Annotated in this window: 21 protein-coding genes; 11 read left to right on the top strand and 10 right to left on the bottom strand. The window is 37.8% G+C overall.

The genetic code is table 11. The features are described from left to right. Nucleotides 1-164: 164 nt before the first annotated feature. From R2R71_RS07755 to R2R71_RS07745, 3 genes are all read left to right on the top strand, one after another. Nucleotides 165-2006, top strand: a complete 1842-nt coding sequence (locus tag R2R71_RS07755) for an ABC transporter ATP-binding protein (protein WP_316830693.1) — start codon at nucleotides 165-167, stop codon at nucleotides 2004-2006. Nucleotides 2007-2011: 5 nt separating this feature from the next. Further along, nucleotides 2012-2929: a glycosyltransferase gene (locus R2R71_RS07750; protein WP_316830692.1), complete on the top strand. Its 918-nt coding sequence runs from the start codon at nucleotides 2012-2014 to the stop codon at nucleotides 2927-2929. A 132-nt stretch (nucleotides 2930-3061) separates the two neighbouring features. Then, nucleotides 3062-4159 (top strand): acyltransferase family protein, encoded by a 1098-nt coding sequence (locus R2R71_RS07745; protein WP_316830691.1) that lies wholly within the window; start codon nucleotides 3062-3064, stop codon nucleotides 4157-4159. Between the two features lie 165 nt (nucleotides 4160-4324). On the opposite strand, the gene infB is transcribed toward R2R71_RS07745, so the two are convergent. From infB to R2R71_RS07725, 4 genes are all read right to left on the bottom strand, one after another. Then, nucleotides 4325-7354, bottom strand: a complete 3030-nt coding sequence (infB, locus tag R2R71_RS07740) for a translation initiation factor IF-2 (protein WP_316830690.1) — start codon at nucleotides 7352-7354, stop codon at nucleotides 4325-4327. 59 nt (nucleotides 7355-7413) lie between these two features. Continuing rightward, nucleotides 7414-8658, bottom strand: a complete 1245-nt coding sequence (nusA, locus tag R2R71_RS07735) for a transcription termination factor NusA (protein WP_316830689.1) — start codon at nucleotides 8656-8658, stop codon at nucleotides 7414-7416. Between the two features lie 2 nt (nucleotides 8659-8660). Beyond that, nucleotides 8661-9125, bottom strand: coding sequence for a ribosome assembly cofactor RimP (gene rimP / locus R2R71_RS07730; RefSeq protein WP_316830688.1), 465 nt, complete (start codon nucleotides 9123-9125; stop codon nucleotides 8661-8663). Between the two features lie 120 nt (nucleotides 9126-9245). Then, on the bottom strand, nucleotides 9246-9674 hold the full coding sequence (locus R2R71_RS07725; protein ID WP_316830687.1) for a hypothetical protein: 429 nt from the start codon (nucleotides 9672-9674) through the stop codon (nucleotides 9246-9248). An 18-nt stretch (nucleotides 9675-9692) separates the two neighbouring features. On the opposite strand from R2R71_RS07725, the gene R2R71_RS07720 reads away from it, so the two are divergent. Beyond that, entirely contained in the window at nucleotides 9693-10037 is a 345-nt protein-coding gene (locus R2R71_RS07720; RefSeq protein WP_316830686.1) for a phage holin family protein, read from the top strand. Between the two features lie 129 nt (nucleotides 10038-10166). Here R2R71_RS07720 and R2R71_RS07715 read toward each other — a convergent pair whose 3' ends face one another. The 4 genes from R2R71_RS07715 to panC all read right to left on the bottom strand — a co-directional run bounded on the left by R2R71_RS07715 (nucleotide 10167) and on the right by panC (nucleotide 13961). Next, a complete protein-coding gene (locus R2R71_RS07715) occupies nucleotides 10167-11306 on the bottom strand; it encodes an acyl-CoA dehydrogenase (RefSeq protein ID WP_316830685.1) in 1140 nt (379 codons plus the stop codon). A 334-nt stretch (nucleotides 11307-11640) separates the two neighbouring features. Further along, nucleotides 11641-12615 (bottom strand): lysylphosphatidylglycerol synthase transmembrane domain-containing protein, encoded by a 975-nt coding sequence (locus R2R71_RS07710; protein WP_316830684.1) that lies wholly within the window; start codon nucleotides 12613-12615, stop codon nucleotides 11641-11643. A gap of 4 nt (nucleotides 12616-12619) precedes the next feature. Then, entirely contained in the window at nucleotides 12620-12970 is a 351-nt protein-coding gene (panD, locus tag R2R71_RS07705) for an aspartate 1-decarboxylase (protein ID WP_316830683.1), read from the bottom strand. A gap of 145 nt (nucleotides 12971-13115) precedes the next feature. Next, entirely contained in the window at nucleotides 13116-13961 is an 846-nt protein-coding gene (panC, locus tag R2R71_RS07700; protein WP_316830682.1) for a pantoate--beta-alanine ligase, read from the bottom strand. Between the two features lie 150 nt (nucleotides 13962-14111). Here panC and R2R71_RS07695 point away from each other — a divergent pair, with 150 nt between their 5' ends. The 3 genes from R2R71_RS07695 to glmS all read left to right on the top strand — a co-directional run bounded on the left by R2R71_RS07695 (nucleotide 14112) and on the right by glmS (nucleotide 18323). Beyond that, nucleotides 14112-14936 carry a glycogen/starch synthase gene (locus R2R71_RS07695; protein WP_316830681.1) on the top strand — a complete coding sequence of 275 codons (825 nt, stop codon included), beginning with the start codon at nucleotides 14112-14114 and terminating at the stop codon, nucleotides 14934-14936. Between the two features lie 22 nt (nucleotides 14937-14958). Beyond that, nucleotides 14959-16359: a DUF4270 domain-containing protein gene (locus R2R71_RS07690; protein WP_316830680.1), complete on the top strand. Its 1401-nt coding sequence runs from the start codon at nucleotides 14959-14961 to the stop codon at nucleotides 16357-16359. A 125-nt stretch (nucleotides 16360-16484) separates the two neighbouring features. After that, nucleotides 16485-18323 (top strand): glutamine--fructose-6-phosphate transaminase (isomerizing), encoded by a 1839-nt coding sequence (gene glmS / locus R2R71_RS07685; RefSeq protein WP_316830679.1) that lies wholly within the window; start codon nucleotides 16485-16487, stop codon nucleotides 18321-18323. A 61-nt stretch (nucleotides 18324-18384) separates the two neighbouring features. Here the strand turns inward: glmS and R2R71_RS07680 are convergent, their stop codons facing one another. Both R2R71_RS07680 and mutY read right to left on the bottom strand, forming a co-directional pair. Next, a complete protein-coding gene (locus R2R71_RS07680) occupies nucleotides 18385-18822 on the bottom strand; it encodes a single-stranded DNA-binding protein (RefSeq protein ID WP_316830678.1) in 438 nt (145 codons plus the stop codon). An 81-nt stretch (nucleotides 18823-18903) separates the two neighbouring features. Next, nucleotides 18904-19944, bottom strand: coding sequence for an A/G-specific adenine glycosylase (mutY, locus tag R2R71_RS07675; RefSeq protein ID WP_316830677.1), 1041 nt, complete (start codon nucleotides 19942-19944; stop codon nucleotides 18904-18906). 193 nt (nucleotides 19945-20137) lie between these two features. Here mutY and R2R71_RS07670 point away from each other — a divergent pair, with 193 nt between their 5' ends. From R2R71_RS07670 to radA, 4 genes are all read left to right on the top strand, one after another. Continuing rightward, a complete protein-coding gene (locus R2R71_RS07670; protein WP_055909222.1) occupies nucleotides 20138-20440 on the top strand; it encodes an HU family DNA-binding protein in 303 nt (100 codons plus the stop codon). A gap of 12 nt (nucleotides 20441-20452) precedes the next feature. Further along, complete coding sequence (locus R2R71_RS07665) at nucleotides 20453-21325, top strand: tetratricopeptide repeat protein (protein WP_316830676.1); 873 nt, start codon at nucleotides 20453-20455, stop codon at nucleotides 21323-21325. Between the two features lie 281 nt (nucleotides 21326-21606). Further along, nucleotides 21607-23157: an Rne/Rng family ribonuclease gene (locus R2R71_RS07660; protein ID WP_316830675.1), complete on the top strand. Its 1551-nt coding sequence runs from the start codon at nucleotides 21607-21609 to the stop codon at nucleotides 23155-23157. A 123-nt stretch (nucleotides 23158-23280) separates the two neighbouring features. Beyond that, the gene (gene radA / locus R2R71_RS07655) at nucleotides 23281-24660 is read left to right on the top strand and encodes a DNA repair protein RadA (RefSeq protein ID WP_316830674.1); all 1380 of its coding nucleotides are present in this window, start codon (nucleotides 23281-23283) and stop codon (nucleotides 24658-24660) included. The last annotated feature ends 106 nt before the right edge of the window (nucleotides 24661-24766 follow it).

The following is a 24766-nucleotide window of genomic DNA, read 5'->3' as shown; positions in this document are numbered from 1 at the left end:
CAAATGTTTACGCTTATCATATAAGCAACCTGTATTTTTTAAATTCAGTTTATTCCTAAATCCGATTGGTTTATCAGAAAACCGTACATTTGCCAAGTTTTAATTAGATTTTTTTGGGTTAGCAATAATGCATTCCCCATCTTACATATTCGATTTTTCATAAAATGAAGACTTATTTTCGTTTATTATCCTTTGCTAAACCGATAGAGAAATTTGCAATCCCTTATGTTATTGCTACGCTTTTATCTATACTGTTTGGAACATTTAACCTAGCTTTACTTTCACCATTATTCGAGACTCTCCTAAATGCGAATAAAAATAATAATTTACCAAAGCCCGAAACCCTTACTGATAAAGCAACGCAGTCTTTTAGTTTGTTAGGTAAGTTAAGAGAACTTGTAACCGATTCCATCGCAAAATATTCAGTAGAGAAAACATTATTTTATGTATGTGTTGTTATTGTAATTTCAGTATTGCTTTCCAACCTATTTCGATACTTTTCGCAAAGATTTATGGAAGATTTAAGGGTGCATACTTTACTTAACTTCAGAAAAAGGGTCTTTAATAATGTAATGAATCTGCATGTTGGTTTCTTCAATAATGAACGGAAAGGAGATATTATTTCTAAAGTAGCTTCTGATGTTCAGGTTGTACAGTTTACGGTAACCAATACTTTACAGGTTGTATTCAAGGAGCCTGTAACCTTAATTGTGTATGTCGTTTTATTGTTTAACATCTCGGCAAAACTTACGCTCTTTTCATTGCTGGTTATCCCTGTATCTGCTTTCATCATTAGCAAAATTGTTAAAAGATTAAAACAGCAAGCTAAAGAATCACATGAATCTTTTGCAAAAATGATTGGCTTTCTGGATGAATCGTTAAGTGGGATTAAAATTATTAAAGCCTTTAATGCATCTGAACGGATAAAAGATAAATTTAACCAGGAGAATATTTTTTATTCTAACTTAATGAGAAAAATGGTTAGGAGGCAACAATTGGGCTCTCCAGTTTCAGAGTTTTTAGGTGTACTAATGATCGCTATAATTGTGTGGTATGGCGGAACATTAATATTACACCAGGATAAAAATGCACTTGCTGCCGCCGACTTCATTGCGTACATTGCTATATTCTCGCAGGTAATGCGTCCGGCAAAAGCCCTTACCGATTCGTTTAGCGGCATACATTCGGGTATTGCAGCAGGCGAAAGGGTATTGGAATTAATTGACACCAAACCGGAACTGGTTAATAAGCCTGATGCTCAAATCCTAAATAATTTTAACACGTCGCTGCTTTTTGAAAATGTTAGCTTCAGCTATGGCGATAAACAAGTACTAAATAACATCAACCTTAACATTCAAAAAGGGCAAACAATAGCATTGGTAGGTCCATCTGGTGGTGGCAAAAGCACCTTAATGGATTTAATACCTCGGTTTCACGACCCAAAAACAGGCATTATTAAAATCGACAACCACGATTACCGCGATTTAACAGTAGAAAGTATTCGCGGACAAATGGGGACTGTTAATCAAGAATCTTTTCTGTTTAACGACAGTATCTTTAACAACATTGCCTTCGCTAAGCCCGATGCTACGGAAGAAGAAGTTATCGCAGCAGCTAAAATTGCCAATGCGCACGAATTTATCTTAAATACGGAAGCAGGTTACCAGACTTTCGTTGGCGACAGGGGAAACAGACTTTCTGGTGGCCAACGGCAAAGGGTTTGTATTGCAAGAGCAGTTTTGGCTAATCCACCGATTATGCTGCTTGATGAGGCAACCTCAGCACTCGATACTGAATCAGAAAAACTGGTACAGGATGCCTTGAATAATTTAATGAAAAACAGAACTTCAATTGTAATTGCGCATCGCTTAAGTACCATCCAGCATGCCGATAAAATTGTAGTAATAGATAAAGGTGAAGTAAAAGAAACAGGAACTCATCAGGAGTTAATGTCGCAAAATGGCTTGTACAAACGTTTAATAGAAATGCAAGCCTTTAACGATTAGATAAAATGAGTAACAATCCCCTAGTATCAATTGCTGTATGTACCTATAATGGAGCAATCCATCTTGAAGAACAGTTATTTTCTTTAGTTAACCAAACCTATAAAAACCTTGAAATAATTATTGTTGATGATGTTTCATCAGACAATACAATTGAAATTTTAGAGAAATTTGCTTCTGAGGATAATAGAATAAAGATTTATCAGAACGAAATTAACCTGGGTTATGTAAAGAATTTCGAAAAAGCAATCACACTTTGCCAGGGCGACTTTATTGCCTTGTGCGACCAGGACGATATCTGGGCAGAAGACAAAATAGCTTTACAGGTAAGTTCAATAGGAACATCTGCACTAATTTATCACGATTCTGAATTTATTTCGGAAACAGGTGATTCATTAAACTCGAAAATTTCTGACATCCTGAACATGTACCAGGGGAAATCGTCCTTACCTTTTCTCTTTAACAATTGTATATCCGGTCATAGCCTGATGATCAGAAGTGACCTTCGGGATAAATTTATTCCGTTAGATAAAAAATACTATCACGATTGGGCAATTGCCTTTACCGCCGGCGAACATGAGGGTATAAAATATATTAACAAGCCACTGGTTAAGTACAGGCAACACGCTGAATCCAATACAGATATTTTAAGAATAAAGAAGGAGAAGGTTAAGGAAAGTAAAATTAAGTTTAATGAAATTAAGCCCGATTGGTTAAGGTATTGCAGTAATAAAACTATTCTGCATAAAAACTATATTCTTAATATATTATCCTGCTTTACTGAAGACAGGCAAATAAAAAATAATGCCAGGTTAAAGTTATTCTCACTCTTGCTTGATAATTTTCATTTATTGTTCTATCTAAAGAAGAAAAGCATACTTAGTAAGATGAACTATATTCGAAAAATGTGCTTCAGGATTAATTAATAGACATAATTCCGCCCTTTTTAACTTTTATTTACACTTTCTGCAATAAAACTGTTATAAAGCAATCTACATCGGTTTTAATGATGTAGATTTTTTTTTAATAGCTTTGTCGCTCACCCATTATAAATTAATATGTCTGCTGATTTAAAAAAAGAAAAGACAAATTACGACTTCATAGATTCATTACGCTTTATAGCCATTATTACAATTGTTATTGAACACAGTTATATGTGGCCAAAATCACTTTATTTCAATACCGCCAGCGAACAATGGATACAAACCATTACCATGCAGCTTTTCAAATTCGGAACGGTTACTTTCTACATCCTGGCAGGTTTCCTTATTGGCGATAAAATTAAAACCACAAGTTCTTTAGCTTATTTAAAAAGAAGATTCGATGGTACTTTTAAACCATGGTTATTCTGGTTAACGCTGTTCCTTATTTTAATTTATGCAGATTTGACTGTAATTTACTTCAAGGGTGGTGATCCTCCCGGTGGAGATAAACCCTGGGCTTTCCTTGGTGATAAGCTTTACTACATTGTATTCGACACCAGTTTCTGGTTTATCCTAAATTTCCTAGGAAGTATTTCTATCTTACTGATATTCCGCAAATACCTCTATAGCTATAAATTAGGTATTTTTCTGGCTATTTGTTCATTCTTTTACTCTGTTAACCTTTATTATGAATGGATTCCGAGCAGGCATACCACTGCTGTTTTAGGCTTCGTTTTCTACCTGTGGTTGGGCGTAATCATGCACAAGTATTATGATCTGTTTAATGCATGGATCAAGAAAAGAAGTTTAACCTTACTCTGGATACTCTCCATTGCAACATTCCTGATTTCATGCGGCGAAAGCATTTATCTGATGAATTCAGGTATAACACATGCTGGTGAAAGGGTAGACCCTTACAATACCTTAAGGATCACAAACATTATATATTCGCTGGTTACCTTTTTACTTCTTTACAAAATCGGCAACCTGAAGTTTATCAAAAACCTTAATCCAAGGAGTACCACTTATGGTATCCACCTTATTCATTTTATAATCATTGCTCAAATACTACCGCTTATATTCAGGCCCTTACATATTTCTGCAGATGGCATGTCATCTTTAGATCTGGTTTTTATCCAATACGGAAGGTTTCTCTTTACTTATCTGGTAAGTTATTTATTGGTTTACCTGATTAATAAAGCCAATAAAATTAAATGGATAGTAGGACAATAAATCGTTGATTTAATAAAAAAATATCATCAAAAGGCCCTTTAAACCGGGTCTTTTTTTATGCCCCTACATTCATTGTAACGTAATAGCTTAATGCTGCTAAGGTACTTTTATCGCATAAAAAAAGTGGCCTTTCGGGCCACTTTAATTTATCTGTATAGAAAACTGTTAAAGTTTTCTTGCTACTTCTACTTGTTCGTAAGCTTCTACGATATCGCCAACCTCGATGTTGTTAAAGTTTAGAATGTTTAAACCGCACTCATAACCTTTTGAAACCTCTTTAACGTCGTCTTTAAAGCGTTTTAATGATGCTAATTCACCTGTGTAAACCACAACACCATCTCTTACAATACGGATTTTGCTGTTACGTGTAATTTTACCATCCAATACCATACAACCTGCAATGGTACCAACTTTAGTAATTTTAAACGTTTCACGGATTTCCACGTTAGCCACAATTTTCTCTTCAAATTCCGGATCCAACATACCTTCCATTGCCGATTTAATCTCATTGATTGCATCGTAAATGATCGAATACAAACGGATATCAATTTGCTCAGCTTCAGCTAACTTACGTGCACCTGTTGATGGACGAACCTGGAAGCCGATGATGATGGCATCAGAAGCAGAAGCTAATAATACATCTGATTCAGAAATCTGACCAACACCTTTACTGATTACATTAATCTGTATCTGCTCCGTAGAAAGTTTCAATAATGAATCCGATAAGGCTTCGATTGAACCATCCACATCACCTTTAACAATAATATTAAGCTCTTTAAAGTTACCGATTGCTAAACGACGGCCAATCTCATCGAGCGTGATGTGTTTCTGTGTACGTAAGCCTTGCTCACGTTGTAACTGCATACGCTTGTTTGCGATATCACGTGCTTCAGTTTCACTTTCTAAGGCATTAAATCGATCACCTGCTGTTGGCGCACCCTGCATACCCAATACCTGTACCGGTTGCGATGGACCTGCCGAATCTACTTTAGCACCACGTTCGTTAGTTAAGGCTTTAACACGTCCGCTGTAACTACCCGCTAAAATCGGATCACCAACTTTTAATGTTCCTGCCTGAACCAATACTGTAGTAACAATACCGCGGCCTTTATCTAATGCTGCCTCGATTACCGTTCCTGTAGCACGCTTATTCGGATTCGCTTTCAGCTCTAGTAATTCAGCTTCTAATAATACTTTATCTAAAAGTAAGTCTACATTTAAACCGCTTTTGCTCGAAATTTCCTGTGATTGGTATTTACCACCCCAGTCTTCAACCAGAATATTCATGGTTGATAACTGCTCGCGTACTTTATCTGCATTGGCACCAGGTTTATCAACCTTGGTGAAAGCAAAAACCAAAGGTACGCCTGCAGCCTGTGCATGGTTAATAGCCTCTTTTGTTTGAGGCATCACCGCATCATCCGCAGCAATAACGATAATGGCAATATCAGCAGCTTTGGCACCACGGGCACGCATCGCTGTAAAGGCTTCGTGACCCGGTGTATCTAAGAAGGTTACTTTTTTACCTGAAGAAGTGGTTACCATGTAAGCACCAATGTGCTGGGTAATACCACCCGCTTCACCGGCAACAACATTCGCTTTACGGATATAATCCAGCAATGAGGTTTTACCATGATCTACGTGTCCCATAATCGTAACAACCGGAGCTCTTTCGATTAAGTCTTCTTCTCTATCTTCCTCTTCAATTACATTATCCTCTTCTTCATCAGGTTTTACGAACTGGATTTCGTAACCAAATTCATCAGCAACAATGGTTAATGTTTCAGCATCTAAACGCTGGTTAATGGAAACGAACATACCAAGGCTCATACAGGTACCAATAATTTTGGTAACCGGTACATCCATCATGTTCGCCAACTCATTTGCAGTAACAAATTCTGTTACCTTTAATATTTTCGATTGCGATTCAAGCTCGTTTGCTGCTTCTTCAGCGCTAAATGCTACATCATCACGTTTCTGACGACGCAATTTAGCACGTTGCGCAAATTTACCAGACTTACCTGCTCCGCTTAAACGGGCAAGTGTTGCCTTGATTTGATCTTGAATTTCTTTCTCTGTAGGTTCTTCTTTAGGTCCGCTAGGTGCAGCATTTCTATTTTGGAAACCCGGTCTGTTATTATTTCTGTTGCCATGATACGGTGTTCCGCCTTGTCCTGCTGGTCGGTTCCCCTGGTATGGTGTTCCGCCCTGTCTGTTGCCTTGGTAAGGTTGACGAGGTTGTCCTGGTGCACCACCTTGTCCGGCAGGATTTTGACCTTGCTGGCCCTGACCACCATGTTGCCCTGGCTGACCAGGAGCTCCCGGCGTTTTCTTACGTTTACGCTTGCGTTTTGCCGCTTCGCTATCGCTTGATGAAGCTACCGGATTATTTCTTCTATCAGGTGTTGTTGGTAAAACAATTTTACCAATAATATTCGGCCCGGTTAATTTAACTGTACGGGCTTTGATTACCTCAGGTTCGGTACTTGCAGCTGGCTCAGGTTTAACCTCCGCTGGTTTTGGTGCTTCAGCTTTTGGCTGTTCAACAACTGGCTTAGGTTGCTCTTCAACCTTAGGTGCCGGTGCAGGTGCCTCTTCTTTTTTAACCTCTACAGGCTTCGGCGCTTCAGCTTTTGGTTGTTCGGCTACCGGTTTTGGTGCTTCTTCAACTTTAGGGGCTGGCGCCTCTTCCTTCTTAACAGGTCGGGTTTTAGGGTTAAGATCATTTAAGTCGATCTTTCCTACAACCTTCACACCAGGTAAATTGCCATCATCGGCCTTTTCTTCCGCTTTGGTTTCCTTTACAGGCTCAACCACTGGTGCAGCTGGTGTTTCAACCTTTGGTGTTTCTACTTTAGGTTTTTCTACCGGAGGAGTAAACGTTTGTGCATTTTTTATCAAAATCTCTTCGTTTTTCTCAAAGTCGGTATTCTTTTTCGGTGCTTCAGCTGGCTTTTCAGTCTCAGGCTCGTCACGACGTATTTTACCAATCACTATTTGTTTGGCTTCTTCTCTTACGATCTTATCTCCCTGATACTCTTTCAATAAGGCATCGTACATTTCGCCCGAAAGTTTAAACATAGGACTTTTCTCGGCTGAGAATCCCTTCTTGTTTAAAAACTCTACGGCCGTACCCATGCCAATATTAAGTTCTTTAATAGCTTTAATTAAAATGATTGGTTTGTCGTCTGACATCTAGCTCCTTTTATTTTTTATTTAATACAAAAGTAGTGTTTATTTGGTAATTACACCACTTATTCAAATTCTGACTGTAAGATCTGAACCACTTCTTTGATGGTTTCCTCTTCTAAGTCGGTGCGTTTTACCAAATCTTCTACTGAAAGTGCTAACACACTCTTAGCAGTATCGCAACCGATAGCCTTTAATTCATCGATGATCCAGCTATCAATCTCATCTGAGAATTCTTCTAAATCAACGTCTTCATCATTTTCTTCTCCTGCTTCACGGTAAACATCAATTTCATAACCGGTTAATTTTCCAGCCAGTTTAATGTTGTGTCCGCCACGGCCAATCGCTAATGATACCTGATCAGGTTTTAAGTAAACTGATGCATGTTTGGTTTCATCATCTAATTTAATAGAAGTGATTTTTGCCGGACTTAAAGCACGGGTAATGTATAATGAAATATTATTTGTGAAGTTAATCACGTCAATGTTTTCGTTTTTCAATTCGCGAACGATACCATGAATACGAGATCCTTTCATACCCACACATGCACCTACCGGATCAATACGGTCGTCGTAAGATTCTACGGCAACTTTAGCACGCTCTCCTGGTTCGCGAACAATTTTCTTGATGGTAATTAAGCCATCAAAAATCTCAGGAACTTCCTGTTCGAACAAACGTTGTAAGAACTCAGGAGCTGTTCTTGAAATAATAATTTTTGGATTAGCATTAATCATTTCAACCTTAGAGATTACTGCACGTACAGAATCACCTTTTTTGAAATAATCTGCAGGAATCTGCTCGGTTTTAGGCATTAAAAGCTCATTACCTTCATCATCCAGAACCAATGTTTCTTTTTTCCAAACCTGGTAAACTTCGCCGGTAATAATTTCGCCTACGCGATCTTTATATTTTTTGAAAATTTCGTCTTTCTCTAATTCCAACACTTTAGAAACCAAAGTCTGGCGGGCAGCTAAAATCGCTCTGCGGCCAAAACTTTCTAATGTAATCTGCTCAATATAATCGTCGCCAACCTCTAAACTTGGGTCGATCTGATTTACTTCAGCAAGTTCGATTTCTAAATCATCATCTTCAGAAAACCCGTCTTCCATTACTCTTCTGGTTCTCCAGATCTCCAAATCGCCGTTATCCGGGTTTACAATTACGTCACAGTTTTCGTCTGTTCCGTATTTTTTACGCAACATGCTACGAAAAACCTCTTCCAACACACTGATTACCGTAGGGCGATCTATATTTTTGAAATCTTTAAACTCCTGAAAAGAGTCGATTAAATTAATTGTTGTAGTACTCATTTTTACTTAAATGAAATTAACACACTTGTTTCTATTATATCATTAAACGGAACTGTTGTTTCTACTGCTACCGCTTTTTTTCCTTTTTCTTTAACTAACTCTTCAACAAGAAGATTACTTTCTGTAACTGCTAAAAGTTTGCCTTCTTTCTTTTGCCCGCCAACAAGCTTTATACTTATCGTACGCCCAATATTCTTATTATACTGGCGGATAAGTTTCAAAGGCTCTCCCACACCAGGCGAAGAAACTTCCAGGTTATAAGCCTGTTCAATTACATTTTCTTCTTCCAGATGAAAACCAACATGCCTGCTTATGGCTACACAATCCTGTATACTAATACCTTCATCGCCATCAACATGGATAATTAACTTGTTGTTTGGCAACATCTTGACTTCAACCAGAAATAACTCCGGCCTGTCTGCAATTTTCTCTTCTACGAGTTCTGCAACTCTCTTTTCTACCTGCATATTTAACCTGATTTCATAGAAAAAGGGGACACTGTCCCCTTCTCTTTTCTTCGATTACAATGCAAATGTACAAATTTTTCGCAAATAATCAAACTCTTATACAGGAATTTACATTCAAAACTAGCGCTTTAGCATTTGCCTTTGCGGCTCAAGGTTGTGTTTAATCGTTCCCTTAAAGAATTTACGCTTATCAGCAAAGCTAACTCCGATATAACTTTCAACCAGGTAGTTTTTACCTTTTACAAATTGTACCTGCGGTTTAAAAATTAATGAATCGCCATTTAATACTGTATGGCCTGAAACCTCCTGCTCATCCTGCAAATGATCTGTTTCACCGGGTATTAAGATTACCGACAGGTAATTAAGGGAGTCGGGATTTGACTGATAAGCTTTTTTCACTTCAAACAAACTGGCTTCATCAATATTTTTAACTACTATTGATGTGCTATCTTCTGAAAACTTAATCAGCGGTGCTTTGTTTGTATTGGAGCAAGATGCCAGGTTTATCGCAAAAATGAATACCAGCAAATATTTAACAGATTTAAACATTTTACTAAATTAAACATTATGAGATTAATTATTGAAGTCCTTTTAATGGGACTGGCATTTTATATTGGGGCAAAATTAGTTCCCGGGGTTAGTGTTGATGGCTACGGAAGCGCAATAATTGCAGCCATCCTTATCGCCATAGCAAACGCAACAATTGGCTTTATATTAAGGCTTTTAACATTCCCGGTTAATTTTCTAACCCTGGGTTTAATGTCTTTTATCATTACCGTGCTGATGATATTATTAGTTGATAATATGATGACCAGCTTTAACACTTCGGGCTTTTTGGCAGCTGCATTCTTAGCCATAGTTGTGGCATTAATAAAAGCAATATTTGGCGCTATCGCCGGAGAAAAAGAATAGGGAATGATGGAAGATTGAAAAGGGATAATGTAAGATGGAAAAGGGAAGATGGAAGAAAGTAAATGAGATTAATTCCATTTTACCTCTTCCATCATCCATATTTTACTTCTTTATAAAAACTCCATGGAGTTACCTGATCACTTCCCTTGAAATCACCATTTTTTGTATTTCTGAGGTTCCTTCATAAATCTGGGTAATTTTTGCATCACGCATCAGGCGTTCAACATGGTATTCCTTTACAAAACCATAACCACCATGAACCTGTACAGCCTCTACGGTTACATCCATTGCTACTTTTGAGGCATAGAGCTTAGCCATTGAGCCTGCCTGGGTGTAAGGCAAACCCTGGTCTTTAAGCCATGCGGCTTTATAAACCAATAATCTGGCGGCTTCAATTTGTGTAGCCATATCTGCCAGTTTAAAAGCAATTGCCTGGTGTTCAGAAATTGGCTTACCAAAAGATTTACGCTCTTTAGCATATTGGGTGGCTAGCTCAAAGGCACCCTGTGCAATACCCAAAGCCTGTGCAGCAATGCCAATCCGACCACCTTCAAGGGTTTTCATGGCAAACTTAAAACCAAAGCCATCTTCGCCAATCCGGTTTTCCTTCGGTACTTTTACATCATTAAACATTAAGGAATGCGTATCCGACCCGCGAATGCCAAGTTTATTTTCCTTCGGGCCAACCGTAAAACCTTCCATCCCTTTCTCAACAATGAAAGCATTAATACCTTTATGTTTTAACTCGGGATGGGTTTGCGCAATTACCAAATAGGTAGAAGCGGTGCTTCCATTGGTAATCCAATTCTTAGTACCATTAAGCAGGTAATAATCGCCTTTATCTTCGGCAGTTGTTCTTTGCGAGGTTGCATCAGAACCAGCCTCAGGCTCCGACAAACAGAAAGCACCTATTTTTTCGCCCGATGCCAGGGGTTTTAAATATTTTTCTTTTTGAGCTTCGCTTCCATAAGCTTCTAGCCCGTAACAAACGAGTGAATTATTTACCGAAACCACAACCGATGCTGAGGCATCAATTTTGGAAAGTTCTTCCATGACTAGCACGTAAGAAATTGCATCGAGGCCGCTGCCGTTGTATTTTTCATCAACCATCATGCCCAGGAAACCAAGCTCACCAAGTTTTTTAACTTGTTCGGCAGGAAATTTCTGGTGCTCATCACGTTCAATTACGCCAGGTTTAAGTTCATGATTGGCAAAATCCCGTGCTGCCTGCTGAATCATCAACTGTTCTTCACTTAATTCAAAATGCATAACATTTATGTATAAAAGGTTAGTATTTCAAATGTAGTATTAATTGATTAAAATACTATGGCTGCATAGTATTTATTTTATAAATTTTACAGTTGTTTCATTATCAGATAATCTGAAAAGCTTTCCATGTTTATCAATTTAAAGTGAAAAACTTTATGAGAATATTGTGAAAACAGGATGCTATAGTCGGGTTTGGGCCGGGGTTTGTTCGGGCTTAAGACGGATCTATGACAATCATACCCGAATGATTGCCCTCTTAATCCCGGCAAAAATCCTTACTAAAATCGGCTTAAAGCAATACTTCAGGTAAATAATTTCTGATGAATAATTTTTGTTATCTCCTTGAGGAAATTGTTTTGAAAAGGCTGAAACTACCTAACACCAATGTAAGCAGTACCTGTGAAGAGTGAATGATGGTTGCATATGCTAAGCCATCTTTAAAAGGGATTGCATACAACAGCAAGGCCTGGCTAACCATCCAGTGAAAGACGCCAATTCCACCTTGAACAGGTGCAGCCATTGCAAAACTAGAAAAAACCAAAGCGGTAAAGGCAGCATCAGCACCTAACCGGGCAGTAATCTGTATCGAAGAGAAAGCCAGGTACATAGACAGGCAGTAAAAAAACCAGATTCCAAAAGTATAGCACACGAACAATGGTTTATTTTTTAGCTTGCGATAAGAATTGAATCCCTGCCTGAGACCTACCATTACTTTTAAGAATTTTCTGCTTAACCGAGCCCTGACAAAATAAACTAGGGCCGTGAATAGTATAACAATCAATAACAATATTACTGCCAGCCACATGTAATTCAGTGTAGCTGCTTTAGCAACAAGACCTGTATAAATTACTTTGTAAAGAAAATCTGAAACAAGGCTGTACTGAAACAGCAACATCAGCACACCGGTTAAAAGCAACACCAATACGTCGATTAATCTTTCGGTAATCACCGTTCCTATGGAAGCAAACATCGGAACTTTTTCAGTTTTAAGAATTACTGAACATCGGCCTATTTCGCCAAAACGCGGCAAAGCAAGATTTGCAAGGTAGCCGATAATTACAGCATGATAGGTGTTCCAGAAATGAACCCGGTAATTAATAGATTGATAAAGCATTTGCCAGCGAAGGGCACGTAGAACGTGGGCAACCCATATCGCTATAGCGGAAAGCACTATGCATAAAAAATCTGCGTTTTTAATCTCCTGTGCTATCTTGTTCAAATCCTGACCTTTAAATGCCAGGTACAAAACGCCTATCCCTATTAAGAACAGGGCGATGTACTTAAGCACTGATTTGAGGTCGAATGTCACAAGATTATTTTAGCAAGTGATTATTATCATCGGGAAAAACAAGTATCGGATTATATTTTTTGGCTTCATCAATCGGCAAAGAACCGTAAGACATAATAATAAGGATATCACCAAGTTGTGCCAAACGTGCTGTAGCACCATTTAAACAAATGGTTCCGGTTCCACGCTCGCCTTTAATTACATAGGTTTCGAAACGGGCACCGTTATTATTATTTACAATCTGCACCTTTTCATTAGCGATAATGTTGGCTGCATCCATTAAATCCTCATCAATCGTAATACTGCCTACGTAATTCAATTCGGCCTGTGTTACCCTAACACGGTGTATTTTCGATTTTAATATCGTGATAATCATTTGGCAAAGTTAGCAATAAAGGATTGGATGAAAAAAGTAGAAAATGTAAATGGGATGTAATAAGGAAAATGGATGATGGAAAATGGATGATTTCAAACAGGCATACACCCAACTACATCATCCATCGTACATCTTACATCTTATATTATTTTATAATCACATTATCGATCAGCCTTGTTGAGCCTACTTTTGCAGCCACGAGCGCCACAAGGTTATCATTATCTTTTGATTTGGCCGGTGTTAAAGTATTTCCATCAGCGATAGTGAAATAATCTAGCGTTACTCCATCTATTCCTTTATAAAAGGATTTTGCTTTTTCCTCAAGCTCCGGCAAAGTGTAATCATTAAAATGATCGATAACGAATTGTAAAGATTCGCTTAATACCAGTGCATTTTTTCGATCTACAGGAGATAAATGAATGTTGCGGCTGCTCATTGCAAGACCATCATCTTCACGGATAATCGGACAAACGATAATCTCAATTGGCAATTTAAAATGAGCAAGCATGTTTTTAATCATCAATACCTGTTGAAAATCCTTTTGTCCAAACATCGCTATATCAGGTTCAACAGCATCGAAAAGCTTTTTTACAATCTGCGTAACGCCCTGGTAGTGTCCTTTTCTAAATTCTCCCTCCAGCAGAAACTCGGCTTCACCTAAATCTATATGCCAGGTTTCGTCCGCTCCTGATGGGTACATTTCTTTTACATCAGGCATGAAAACACCATTGCATCCGGCATCATTTAACATCGCCAAATCATGCTCAATAGGGCGAGGGTATTTTTCGAGGTCTTTCGGGTCGGTAAACTGGGTTGGATTTACGAAAATACTGCATATAATAATGTCAGCATTTTTTTGTGCCAGCTTAATTAACGAAATATGGCCGTTGTGCAATGCACCCATTGTAGGCACTAGTGCAACTTTTTTGCCTGCAGCCTTAAGCGGTTTTAAGTAAGCTTTAAGCGCTTCTTTTGTTTTAAATACGTCCAACTTAAAAAATATGAGTTAAAGCCGTAAAGGTGTAAATTAATCTAAATGAAACCAAACAAATACTTGCCATATTGCTAAATAGTATTATTATTCTTATCTTTGCAGCTCATTATCTTTTATTTAACTTAATATTTTCTTTAGAATATGGAGATGGCAAAAACGAAGCTGCTGATTGTTACACACGAGATGTCGCCTTTCCTCGAGCTTACTAAAATTTCTGAAATCACGCGTCAATTACCACAGGCAATGCAAGATAAAGGATTCGAAATCCGCATTCTGATGCCTAAATTCGGTAATATCAACGAAAGAAGAAATCGTTTACACGAAGTAATACGCTTATCGGGAATGAACATTATTATTGATGATAACGATAACCCTTTAATTATTAAGGTAGCTTCCATCCCCGCTGCACGTATGCAGGTATATTTTCTGGATAATGAAGAATATTTCCAGCGCAAACAAGTATTTGCTGATGCAAGCGGAAAATTCTTTGACGATAACGACGAACGTACCATCTTTTTCTGCAAGGGCGCATTAGAAACCGTTAAAAAATTAGGTTGGGCTCCTGATATTGTTCATTGCCATGGCTGGATGAGTTCGTTGGTTCCTGCTTATATTAAAACAACTTATAAAAACGATCCTACCTTCAAAAATTCAAGAGTAGTTTATTCTATTTACGAAGGTGGTTTTAGTGAAAAGTTAAATGCTAACTTCTCTAAGAAAGCTGTAATGGCCAATATGACTGAGGCTGATACAAAAGCTTACGAAGGCGCAGATGTAAATAGTTTACACATTGGCGCTGTAAGCCATTCAGATGCAGTAGTTTTAGCCGACGAGAACCTTGATGCAGCTGTGTTAAAATATGTTAAAGATTCAAATAAGCCAACTTTAGCTTATAACTTAACCGAAAATTTTGAAAACTTCTATACTTTTTATGAAGAAATTTCAGATGAAGAATTGGTTTCTGTTGCTTAATTAGGTATTATTATTTTTAAATATGAAATTTATAAAACAAGACTTATTAACCCTGTTGATAGGTCTTTTTCTTTTTGCTTCCTGTAAAAACCCAACGGGTGTAGGTTTAGATGTTGATCCGAATTCTGCTATCCAGGGTACCCTGGTAAGCGATCAGCCGATAACATCGCAAACAGTGCAGGAACCTGCTATTAGCACTTCGGCCTTATCTCGTTATCCTCTTGGCTACATGACTGATCCTGTTTTTGGAAAAACGGAATCGAGTGTAGCAATGACTGTATATCCTTCTGAACTCAGTCTTGATTTTGGAACATCACCCGTTCTGGATTCGGCTGTGTTGGTACTTAACTTAAGTACGCAATTTTATGGCGATACAACATCATCAAAATACAGTATCGACGTTTATCAGCTAACCAATACCATTACAAATTATAAATCATCTGATGTACAGGCACACAACAGTCAGTTATTGGGTAATTTTAACAGCAAGATATTTCCTAATACACCTATTAAGGTTACTGATATAGTAGTTGGCGCCAAAGATACCATGAGAACAGTTCCGGCGCAGATTAGAATCCCTTTAAATAAAGCGTTTATTCAAAGTACTATTTTAAGCTTGCCAACAACGGGTACATCAAGCAATGTAAAGTTTGCCGAATATTTTAAGGGTCTTTACGCTGAAATTAATAAAACTTCATCAACGGGTACCGGAGGTGTTGCATTTCTGGATTTTGCCAGTACGAGTTCTTATCTTCAGTTGGTATACAAAAAAACAAGCTCAACCAGTGGAATTGATACGGTTTCAAAAAGTTTTCCAATTACAGCAACTACTACGCAGCTTGTTGCTGCAAACATAAAACACGATTATACAGGAACGCCTGTAAAAACACAATTGGATAATCCTGCAACGCAATATAATGTCACCTATTTACAAGCGGTTGCCGGAGTTAAAACTAAAATTTCATTCCCTAACTTAAAAAACTTCACAAGTGTTTACGGTAAAGCTGTTATCAACAAGGCTGAGCTTGTGGTAGATTTAAGTACAGGAACATTTGGCTATCCATTCAACGCCCCTCAAAGGCTATCCCTTTACCGTTGGGATATTGCGGAGCAACCAGTGAATGTTCCTGATCATGATCAATCCGGAACTAACTACACCGGCGACTCGAGGGCATTTACCGATGCTATTTTTGGTGGTTACTTTGATTCAATTAATAACAGATATGTATTTAATGTTACCTCATACGTACAGGATTTGATCGATAAAAAGAAAACTGATTATGGCACTTTTATTGCGCCGTCTTCATTGTCTGAATTTGATATCACACCATCAGGCTCGTCTGCTGCACGTGCTGTGATAGGCACTTTCGGTAGCACAACTAACCGTTTAAAACTAAACATTTACTACACTAAGATTAATTAATCTGGTTATAAAAATACGCAAGCCTCGCTGTTATACAGACGGGGCTTTTTTTATTTCAAAAAAGCGGTTCCAAATATAAAGACAATCGTTTGTTTGTTATATTTGCTGCAAACATTTAGAAAAACATGTGTGGAATTGTAGGTTACATAGGCTATAGAGAAGCCTGGCCAATTGTATTAAAAGGGCTTAAAAGATTAGAATATCGTGGTTATGATAGTGCAGGCATTGCGTTAACAAACCAGGATGGGCAGCATATTTATAAAAAAGTAGGTAAAGTTGCTGCTTTAGAAGAGTATGCAGCAGATAAAGACAAAACCGGAAACATTGCAATGGGCCATACCAGGTGGGCAACGCATGGTGTCCCATCAGACCGCAATTCACATCCACACACCTCTAATAACGACAAACTTTCCATTATCCATAACGGGATTATTGAGAATTACGCAACCATAAAGGAAGAACTTTCTTCACGTGGGCATGAATTTAAAAGCGACACAGACACTGAAGTTTTAATTCACCTTATTGAAGAAATTCAAAAGATAGAGCAGATCGATTTGTTCGAAGCTGTGCGTTTAGCTTTGCATGAAGTTAATGGAGCATATGCAATTGTAATTATGGACAAGGAGAATCCTGACCGGTTAATTGCAGCAAGAAAAGGTAGCCCTATGGTTATTGGCGTTGGCAAAGGTGAATATTTCATAGCTTCAGATGCTACCCCTATCATAGAATATACTAAAAATGTTATCTACCTAAACGATAATGAAATTGCTTTAGTTACTAAAGATGATTTATTGGTAAAACACCTAGATAATGTTGTTCAAACACCTTTAGTACAGGAGTTAGAATTAAAGCTTGAAATGCTTGAAAAAGGCGGTTTCGATCATTTTATGCTAAAAGAGATCTACGAACAACCTAGATCAATCAGGGATTGTATGCGTGGCCGTATTTACCCTGAAGAAGGAAAAGTACAACTAGGCGGTATTAAGGAGTTTGTGGAGAAACTAAAGAATATCGATAGAATTATTATAGTGGCATGTGGAACTTCATGGCATGCTGGCTTAGTTGGCGAATATCTGATTGAAGAATACGCCCGTATACCTGTTGAAGTAGAATATGCTTCAGAATTCAGATATCGTAATCCAATCATAACCGAAAAAGATGTTGTAATTGCGATTTCGCAATCGGGAGAAACAGCTGATACTATGGCCGCCATAGAAATGGCTAAAGAACGTGGTGCTACCATTTTTGGAATTTGTAACGTAGCCGGAGCTTCAATACCGAGACTAAGCCATGCGGGTGTTTATACACATGCCGGGCCAGAAATTGGGGTCGCATCGACGAAAGCTTTCACGGCGCAGGTAACGGCACTAACCCTGATGGCTTTTTATATGGCGCAGCAGAAAGGAACCATTACACAATCTAAAATGATTAGCCTGTTAACAGAGCTGGATCATGTTCCGGAGAAAATTCAGGCTGCTTTAGCTTCGAATGAATTAATTAAGGAAGTAGCAGAAAAAATTAAAGACTCCAGAAACTGCTTATTTTTAGGTAGAGGAAGCGGTTTCCCGGTTGCCCTTGAAGGAGCCCTTAAACTTAAAGAGATTTCATACATCCACGCAGAAGGTTACCCTGCAGCTGAGATGAAACATGGACCCATTGCTTTAATTGATGAAGAAATGCCTGTTGTATTTATTGCTACACAGAACTCGTCTTACGAGAAAGTAATCAGCAATATACAGGAAGTTAAAGCCCGTAAAGGAAAAGTAATTGCAATTGTAACACAGGGCGATACCGAAGTTCAGAAAATGGCTGATTACTGTATAGAAATTCCAGATTCGGATGAAGCCTTTTTACCACTATTGGCTACCATACCTTTACAGCTTTTATCTTATCATATCGCTGTAATGAGAGGATGTAATGTAGACCAGCCAAGAAACCTTGCTAAATCGGTTACTGTAGAGTAATGACATAAAGAAAAGGCCCCGGATATCCGGGGCCTTTTAGCTTATATATTTTAATTTTCACCTAAAAAGGCAGGTCACCATTTTCATCATCAGGTTGAATGGTGAATTCATCTTCAATTTTCGTTTCGTTATTCTGAACATGATTTACCGTTTGTCCTGGTTCGAAATCGCTCTTCCGGCCCAACATAGTAAAGTTTTCAGCAACAATTTCTGTAACATACTTCTTAACCTTTTCTTTATCCTCAAACGAACGGGTCCTTAATTTACCTTCTATGTAAACGAGCTTGCCTTTCTGAAGATATTTTGAAGCTACCTCTGCCAATCCTCTCCATAAAACGATATTATGCCATTCGGTTTGCTCAACCCGCTTCCCATCTTTATTGTAAGTTTCTGATGTAGCTAAAGGAAAGCTGGCAACTGTTACGCCTCCATCTAAATGTCGCACTTCAGGGTCTTTACCCAAGTGCCCGACTAAAATAACTTTGTTAATACCGGACATAAAATATTTTTTTTGGTTAGTTTTTATTCATAAATGATTTACTAAACCTAATTAAAGAAGGTTAGTTAATCCTTCATTGCATCAGAAATACTCTTCTATAAAATTTCTGATCACATTAGGTTGTGGCAATTCATCTAATGTATTTAAAGAAACCCAATTAAGTTCCTTTTGTTTACTAAAGTTAAATATATAATTTTTTAAAGCAAAAAAACGTACATGGATAATTTGGTGCGTTAAAACATGCTTTCTATAACTGATAAATTTAACAGCTGCTTCCGGCCCAAAATCTGTTTTAACCTTGTTATCAAAGGCTTCACTATCATCCTCAAAAGTATTTGTTTCGATACAGGGAAAATCGTACAAATGCTGCCAGATATCGCCCGCCTGACGCTCTCTGACCAATATTTTATCATCAGCTGTACAAACCAAGTAGTTAAAATACCTGTGCTTTTGCTTTGCTTTCACCAGTTTTACCGGTAATTGGGAAATACGATCGTTTTCAAAAGCATAACAGCTAACACTAACAGGACATATGCTGCAATCGGGCAATTTAGGTTTACATTGTATAGCACCGAACTCCATAATTGCCTGGTTATATAAAGCCGGATTAGCTCGGTCGAGCAGCTCATTCGCAAGCTTAAAAAATTGTTTCTTACCTTCAGGGGAATTGATCGGTGTATCAATTCCGAAATATCGGGCCAAAACCCTGAATACATTTCCATCAACAACAGCTCTGGCTTCGCCTGATGAAAAAGAAGAAATTGCCGCTGCGGTATATTCGCCTATTCCTTTTAACTTTATGAGATCATCATGCAGCGTTGGAAAGTTTCCATCATAATCGTTCATTACCACCTGCGCAGTTTTATGCATATTCCTTCCGCGTGAGTAATAGCCCAAACCCTGCCACAGCTTTAATACTTTGGCTTCAGTAGCAGTGGCGAAATCGGTAACGGTAGGGAAATTCTCCAGAAACTTATTAAAATATGGCAAGCCCTGTTCAACCCTTGTTTGTTGTAAAATAATCTCCGAAAGCCATATTACATAGGCATCATTTGTATGCCTCCAGGGCAAATCCCTTTTATTAATCAGGTACCAGTTTACGATGCTGTTTTGGAATGTCATTGCTGCAAATAACGGTGTAATTATTCATTTTTTAAAAATCTTGCATTCACCTGATATGACCGGAGATAAAAAAATCATCTTTTATTTTCCTATCTCATTAAAAAGCAATACTTTTGCAACCCCAAATCAGTGGTAATATTAAAAATACACAATACACAATACACAATACACAATACATAATAAATAATTAAATATGACTAAGGCAGATATTATTTCAGAAATATCAACAAAAACCGGAATTGAGAAGGTTGATGTGCAGGAAACAGTTGAGGCATTCTTCAAGGTGATCAAAACCAGCATGATTGGCGGTGAGAATGTTTATGTTAGAGGCTTCGGAAGCTTTGTTGTTAAAAAGAGAGCACAAAAAACTGCAAGAAACATCTCAAAAAACACTGCAATAATTATCCCTGAACATTTTGTTCCTAGCTTTAAACCAGCAAAAGTATTTGTTGATAAAGTAAAAAGTAACTCAAAAAAAATTAAAGTAGAAGCCTAAACCATTCGAATCGTGAACAGCAGCATCAGATTAAAACAAACCATCATTATCGGAGCGATTTTATTGCTTGTTGCCTTCTTGTTTACGCGTGATATTAAAGGTTTAGTAAAGCCAACTGAAGAGAATGGTAAGATGCCTTCTTCGGCTCAAATGTCAGAATCAGCTGCTGTTTCTTCAGGCTTAAGTATTCAAACAACATCTCAGGCTGCCAAAAACGTAATTAATAAAAGTCTAGCTACTGATATTACAGCGTTGGAAAACAGTTATAAAGGTGCAAATGGTGCTGAAAAAGTAGCACTTGCCGAACAATTAGCCCAGAAATGGGATGATGTGGAGCAACTTACCCCATCAGCACTCTATTTAGAAGTTGTTGCCCAGGCAAAACCATCATCAACAAGCTGGTTAGCTTCAGGAAACAAATTCTTAAAAGCTTTTGAAAGCACACAAGATAGTTTGGCACAACCTGCTCTATTGCAGAAAGCCAATGCTTCTTTTACAAAAGCACTTGAATTTGACAAGGAAAACATTGATGCCAAAACAGGATTAGGCGTAACAATAGTAAATGGCTTAGGCGCACCAATGCAAGGTATTGCAATGTTGCTTGAAGTTGTTGCTAAAGACCCTAAAAACGTTAAAGCAAATATGAACCTTGGTTTATTCTCAATTAAATCAGGACAGTTCGACAAAGCAATTCCTCGTTTTAATACAGTTATTGCTACAGCGCCAACACCTGAGGCCTATTTTTATTTAGCTACGGCTTTAGAAAACTTAGACCGGAACAAAGAAGCTGTAGAAGCTTATTTAAAAAGCAAAAAATTAGCGGCAAACCCTACTTTATCATCGTTTATTGATAAAAAAGTTGCTGAACTAAAGAATAAAAATTAATTAACAGATTAATAAAAACATTTAAAACTTAAAATTATGCCAAGCGGTAAAAAAAGAAAAAGACATAAAATGGCTACCCACAAACGTAAAAAACGTTTAAGAAAAAACAGACATAAGAAAAAATAGTTTCTTTTGATTTAGCCTTTTAAACCTCATAGTAAAACACTATGAGGTTTAAAATATTTATATGATTTTATAAATTGTATAGATTGTGCTATATCTCTGTTTTCTTATTTTTACTATCCATTTGTTAATAGGCGAAAGCCTTAAATCTGTAGCTGTTGGTAAAAGAATTAATAATCAATTCGACTCCTGCCGGAGTTACCATAGCTTTGATTGAAGACAAACAACTTGTTGAGCTTCATAAAGAACAAATCAATAATAACTACGCCGTAGGCGATATTTATTTAGGCCGCATTAAAAAAATTATGCCCGGCCTGAATGCTGCGTTTGTGGATGTTGGTTATGAAAAAGATGCATTTTTGCATTATTTTGATTTGGGCCCTCAGGTACAATCTTTAATTAAGCTAACTAAAATCAAGCGTAATGGCTCGGTTACAGGCACTCTATTAGACAATTTAAAGCTGGAAGCCGATATAAACAAGGCAGGCAAAATTTCTGATGTGCTTAGTAAAAACATGCTCCTTCCAGTACAAATTGCTAAAGAACCAATTTCTACGAAAGGACCACGTTTAAGTTCCGACCTATCTATTGCCGGCAGGTATGTGGTACTGGTGCCATTCTCCAATACCATATCCATATCAAAAAAAATAAAAAGTAATACCGAACGTAATCGTTTAAAGAAGATTATAGAAAGTATTAAACCTCAAAATTTTGGGGTAATTATCAGAACCGTTTCAGAAGGAAGAGGAGTTGCCGAAATGCAAAAAGATCTTTTAGATTTAGTTGCAAAATGGGAGAACTTCATAAAAAAACTTCCTACAGCCGAACCTTCGAAAAGGGTTTGGGGAGAAATGGACAGATCATCGACGTTAATACGCGATATTCTGAACCCTGATTTTACAAATGTTTACGTGAGCACTCCAGAGCTGTTCGACGATATACGTTCTTATGTACACGATATTTCTCCTGAAATGGAAAAAATCGTAAAACTATACAAACAGAAAGAACCAATATTCGATCATTTTGGAGTAGAAAAGCAGATTAAAAATGCTTTTGGCAAAACAGTAAACTTACCGGGTGGTGCTTATCTTGTTGTAGAACACACAGAAGCATTACACGTAATCGATGTTAATAGTGGTAACCGTACTGCCAGTAAAGAAAATCAGGAAGAGAATGCTTTACAGGTAAATAAAGAGGCGGCGAAAGAAATTGCCCGTCAGTTGCGTTTACGCGATATGGGCGGTATTGTCGTTATCGATTTTATCGATATGCACAAACCAGCTAACCGCAAAATATTATTCGATTATCTACGTGAGCTGATGTTGCTTGATCGTGCCAAACATACCATTTTGCCACCGAGTAAATTTGGTTTGGTACAAATTACCCGTCAGCGTGTTCGTCCGGAAATGAATATCGTTACGGTAGAAAAATGCCCTACCTGCGATGGAACAGGTGAAATTAAAGCAAGTATCGTTCTCATGGATGATATCGAAAATAACCTGAACTATATTTTAAGAGAGCAAAATGAAAAAGGTGTTACGCTCTGCGTTCACCCGTACATTGAAGCGTACATTACCAAAGGTATTTTTAATTTGCAACGCCGCTGGTTTTTCAAATATGGCCAGTGGATTAAAGTAAAGGCACAATCTGCTTATCACTTAACCGAGTTTCATTTTATATCTGCAAAAGATGAAGAAATAAAACTTTAAAAATTATCTTTAAAAAACGCCTGATCCCTTTTCCTGGAATCAGGCGTTTTTTTGTGTAAAACTGTTTTAGTTTTTACCCCCGATAAAATCTAAATTCGTAAGACTAAATAAAACATAAATCAATTGGCAAAAACTAAAACAGCATATTTCTGTCAGAGTTGTGGCTATGAATCGGCCAAATGGCTGGGAAAGTGTCCTTCCTGCAATCAATGGAATACTTTTGTTGAAGAAGTTGTTGAGAAAAACCCGACAGCCGTTCCAACCTGGAAAACTGATGCCGTTTCAACAAGAAAAACAAGCAAACCCAATAAAGTAAATGAAATAGAAAGTTCTCCTGAAAGACGCATACCAACCGGTGATAAAGAATTAGACCGTGTGCTTGGCGGCGGTTTGGTTGAAGGTTCCTTAACTTTAATTGGTGGTGAGCCTGGTATAGGGAAATCTACATTGATGCTTCAGCTGGCGTTAAATTTAAAAGGGAAAAAATTACTTTACGTTTCAGGGGAAGAAAGCGAACAACAGATAAAGATGCGGGCAGAAAGAATAACGGCATCCCCATCTGCTGATTGTTATATCCTCACTGAAACCTCTACCCAGAACATATTTAAGCAAATTGAAATTCTCGAGCCTGAAATAGTGGTTATCGACTCGATTCAAACCCTGCATTCTGCACACATTGAATCGACGCCAGGAAGTGTTTCACAGGTTCGTGAATGTACGGCTGAATTGTTAAGGTTTGCGAAAGAAACCGGAACACCAGTATTTTTAATTGGCCATATTACCAAGGATGGCGCTATTGCAGGTCCTAAAATCCTGGAACACATGGTTGATACCGTTTTACAGTTTGAAGGTGACAGACACCATGTATACCGAATTTTACGATCGATAAAAAACAGGTTTGGCGCTGCTGCCGAACTTGGTATCTATGAAATGCAGGGTAGCGGTTTAAGGGAAGTTTCAAATCCATCTGAGATATTATTAACACAACGAGAAGAATCGCTAAGTGGCATTGCAATCGCAGCAATGCTAGAGGGTGCAAGGCCAATGCTCATTGAAACACAGGCATTGGTTAGTACTGCAGCTTACGGTACGCCTCAGCGATCGGCTACAGGTTTCGATACCAAAAGAATGAACATGCTCTTAGCTGTCCTGGAGAAGCGCTGTGGGTTCCGCCTGAGCACGCAAGATGTATTTTTAAACATAGCAGGAGGAATAAGGGTTGAAGACCCTGCAATTGATCTGGCCGTACTGATTGCTATAATTTCATCCCATCAGGATATTGCCGTTTCTTCAAAAAATTGTTTTGCAGCCGAGGTTGGACTATCGGGTGAGATCAGAGCTGTAAACCGTATTGAACAACGTATTGCCGAAGCAGATAAACTTGGCTTTGATACCATTTATATTTCAAAGTATAATTTAAAAGGGATAAGCAAAGAAAAATATAATATCGAAATTAAGGCCGTAAGTAAAATTGAGGAAGTTTTTAGCCATATTTTTGGGTAAAGATGATAAGCAAATTGGGGAATATAGTGCACGAAATTCCACAACTAGGATATTGATTTCCCCAATTCCCCAAAATAAAAATAAAATGGCAAAACCACTTAAACAA

Origin of the sequence: Pedobacter aquatilis (assembly GCF_032678405.1) — a bacterium.
Classification (GTDB): domain Bacteria; phylum Bacteroidota; class Bacteroidia; order Sphingobacteriales; family Sphingobacteriaceae; genus Pedobacter; species Pedobacter aquatilis_A.
Note: the sequence above shows the minus strand (reverse complement) of the source record. Positions and strands in the feature narration are given on the sequence as shown.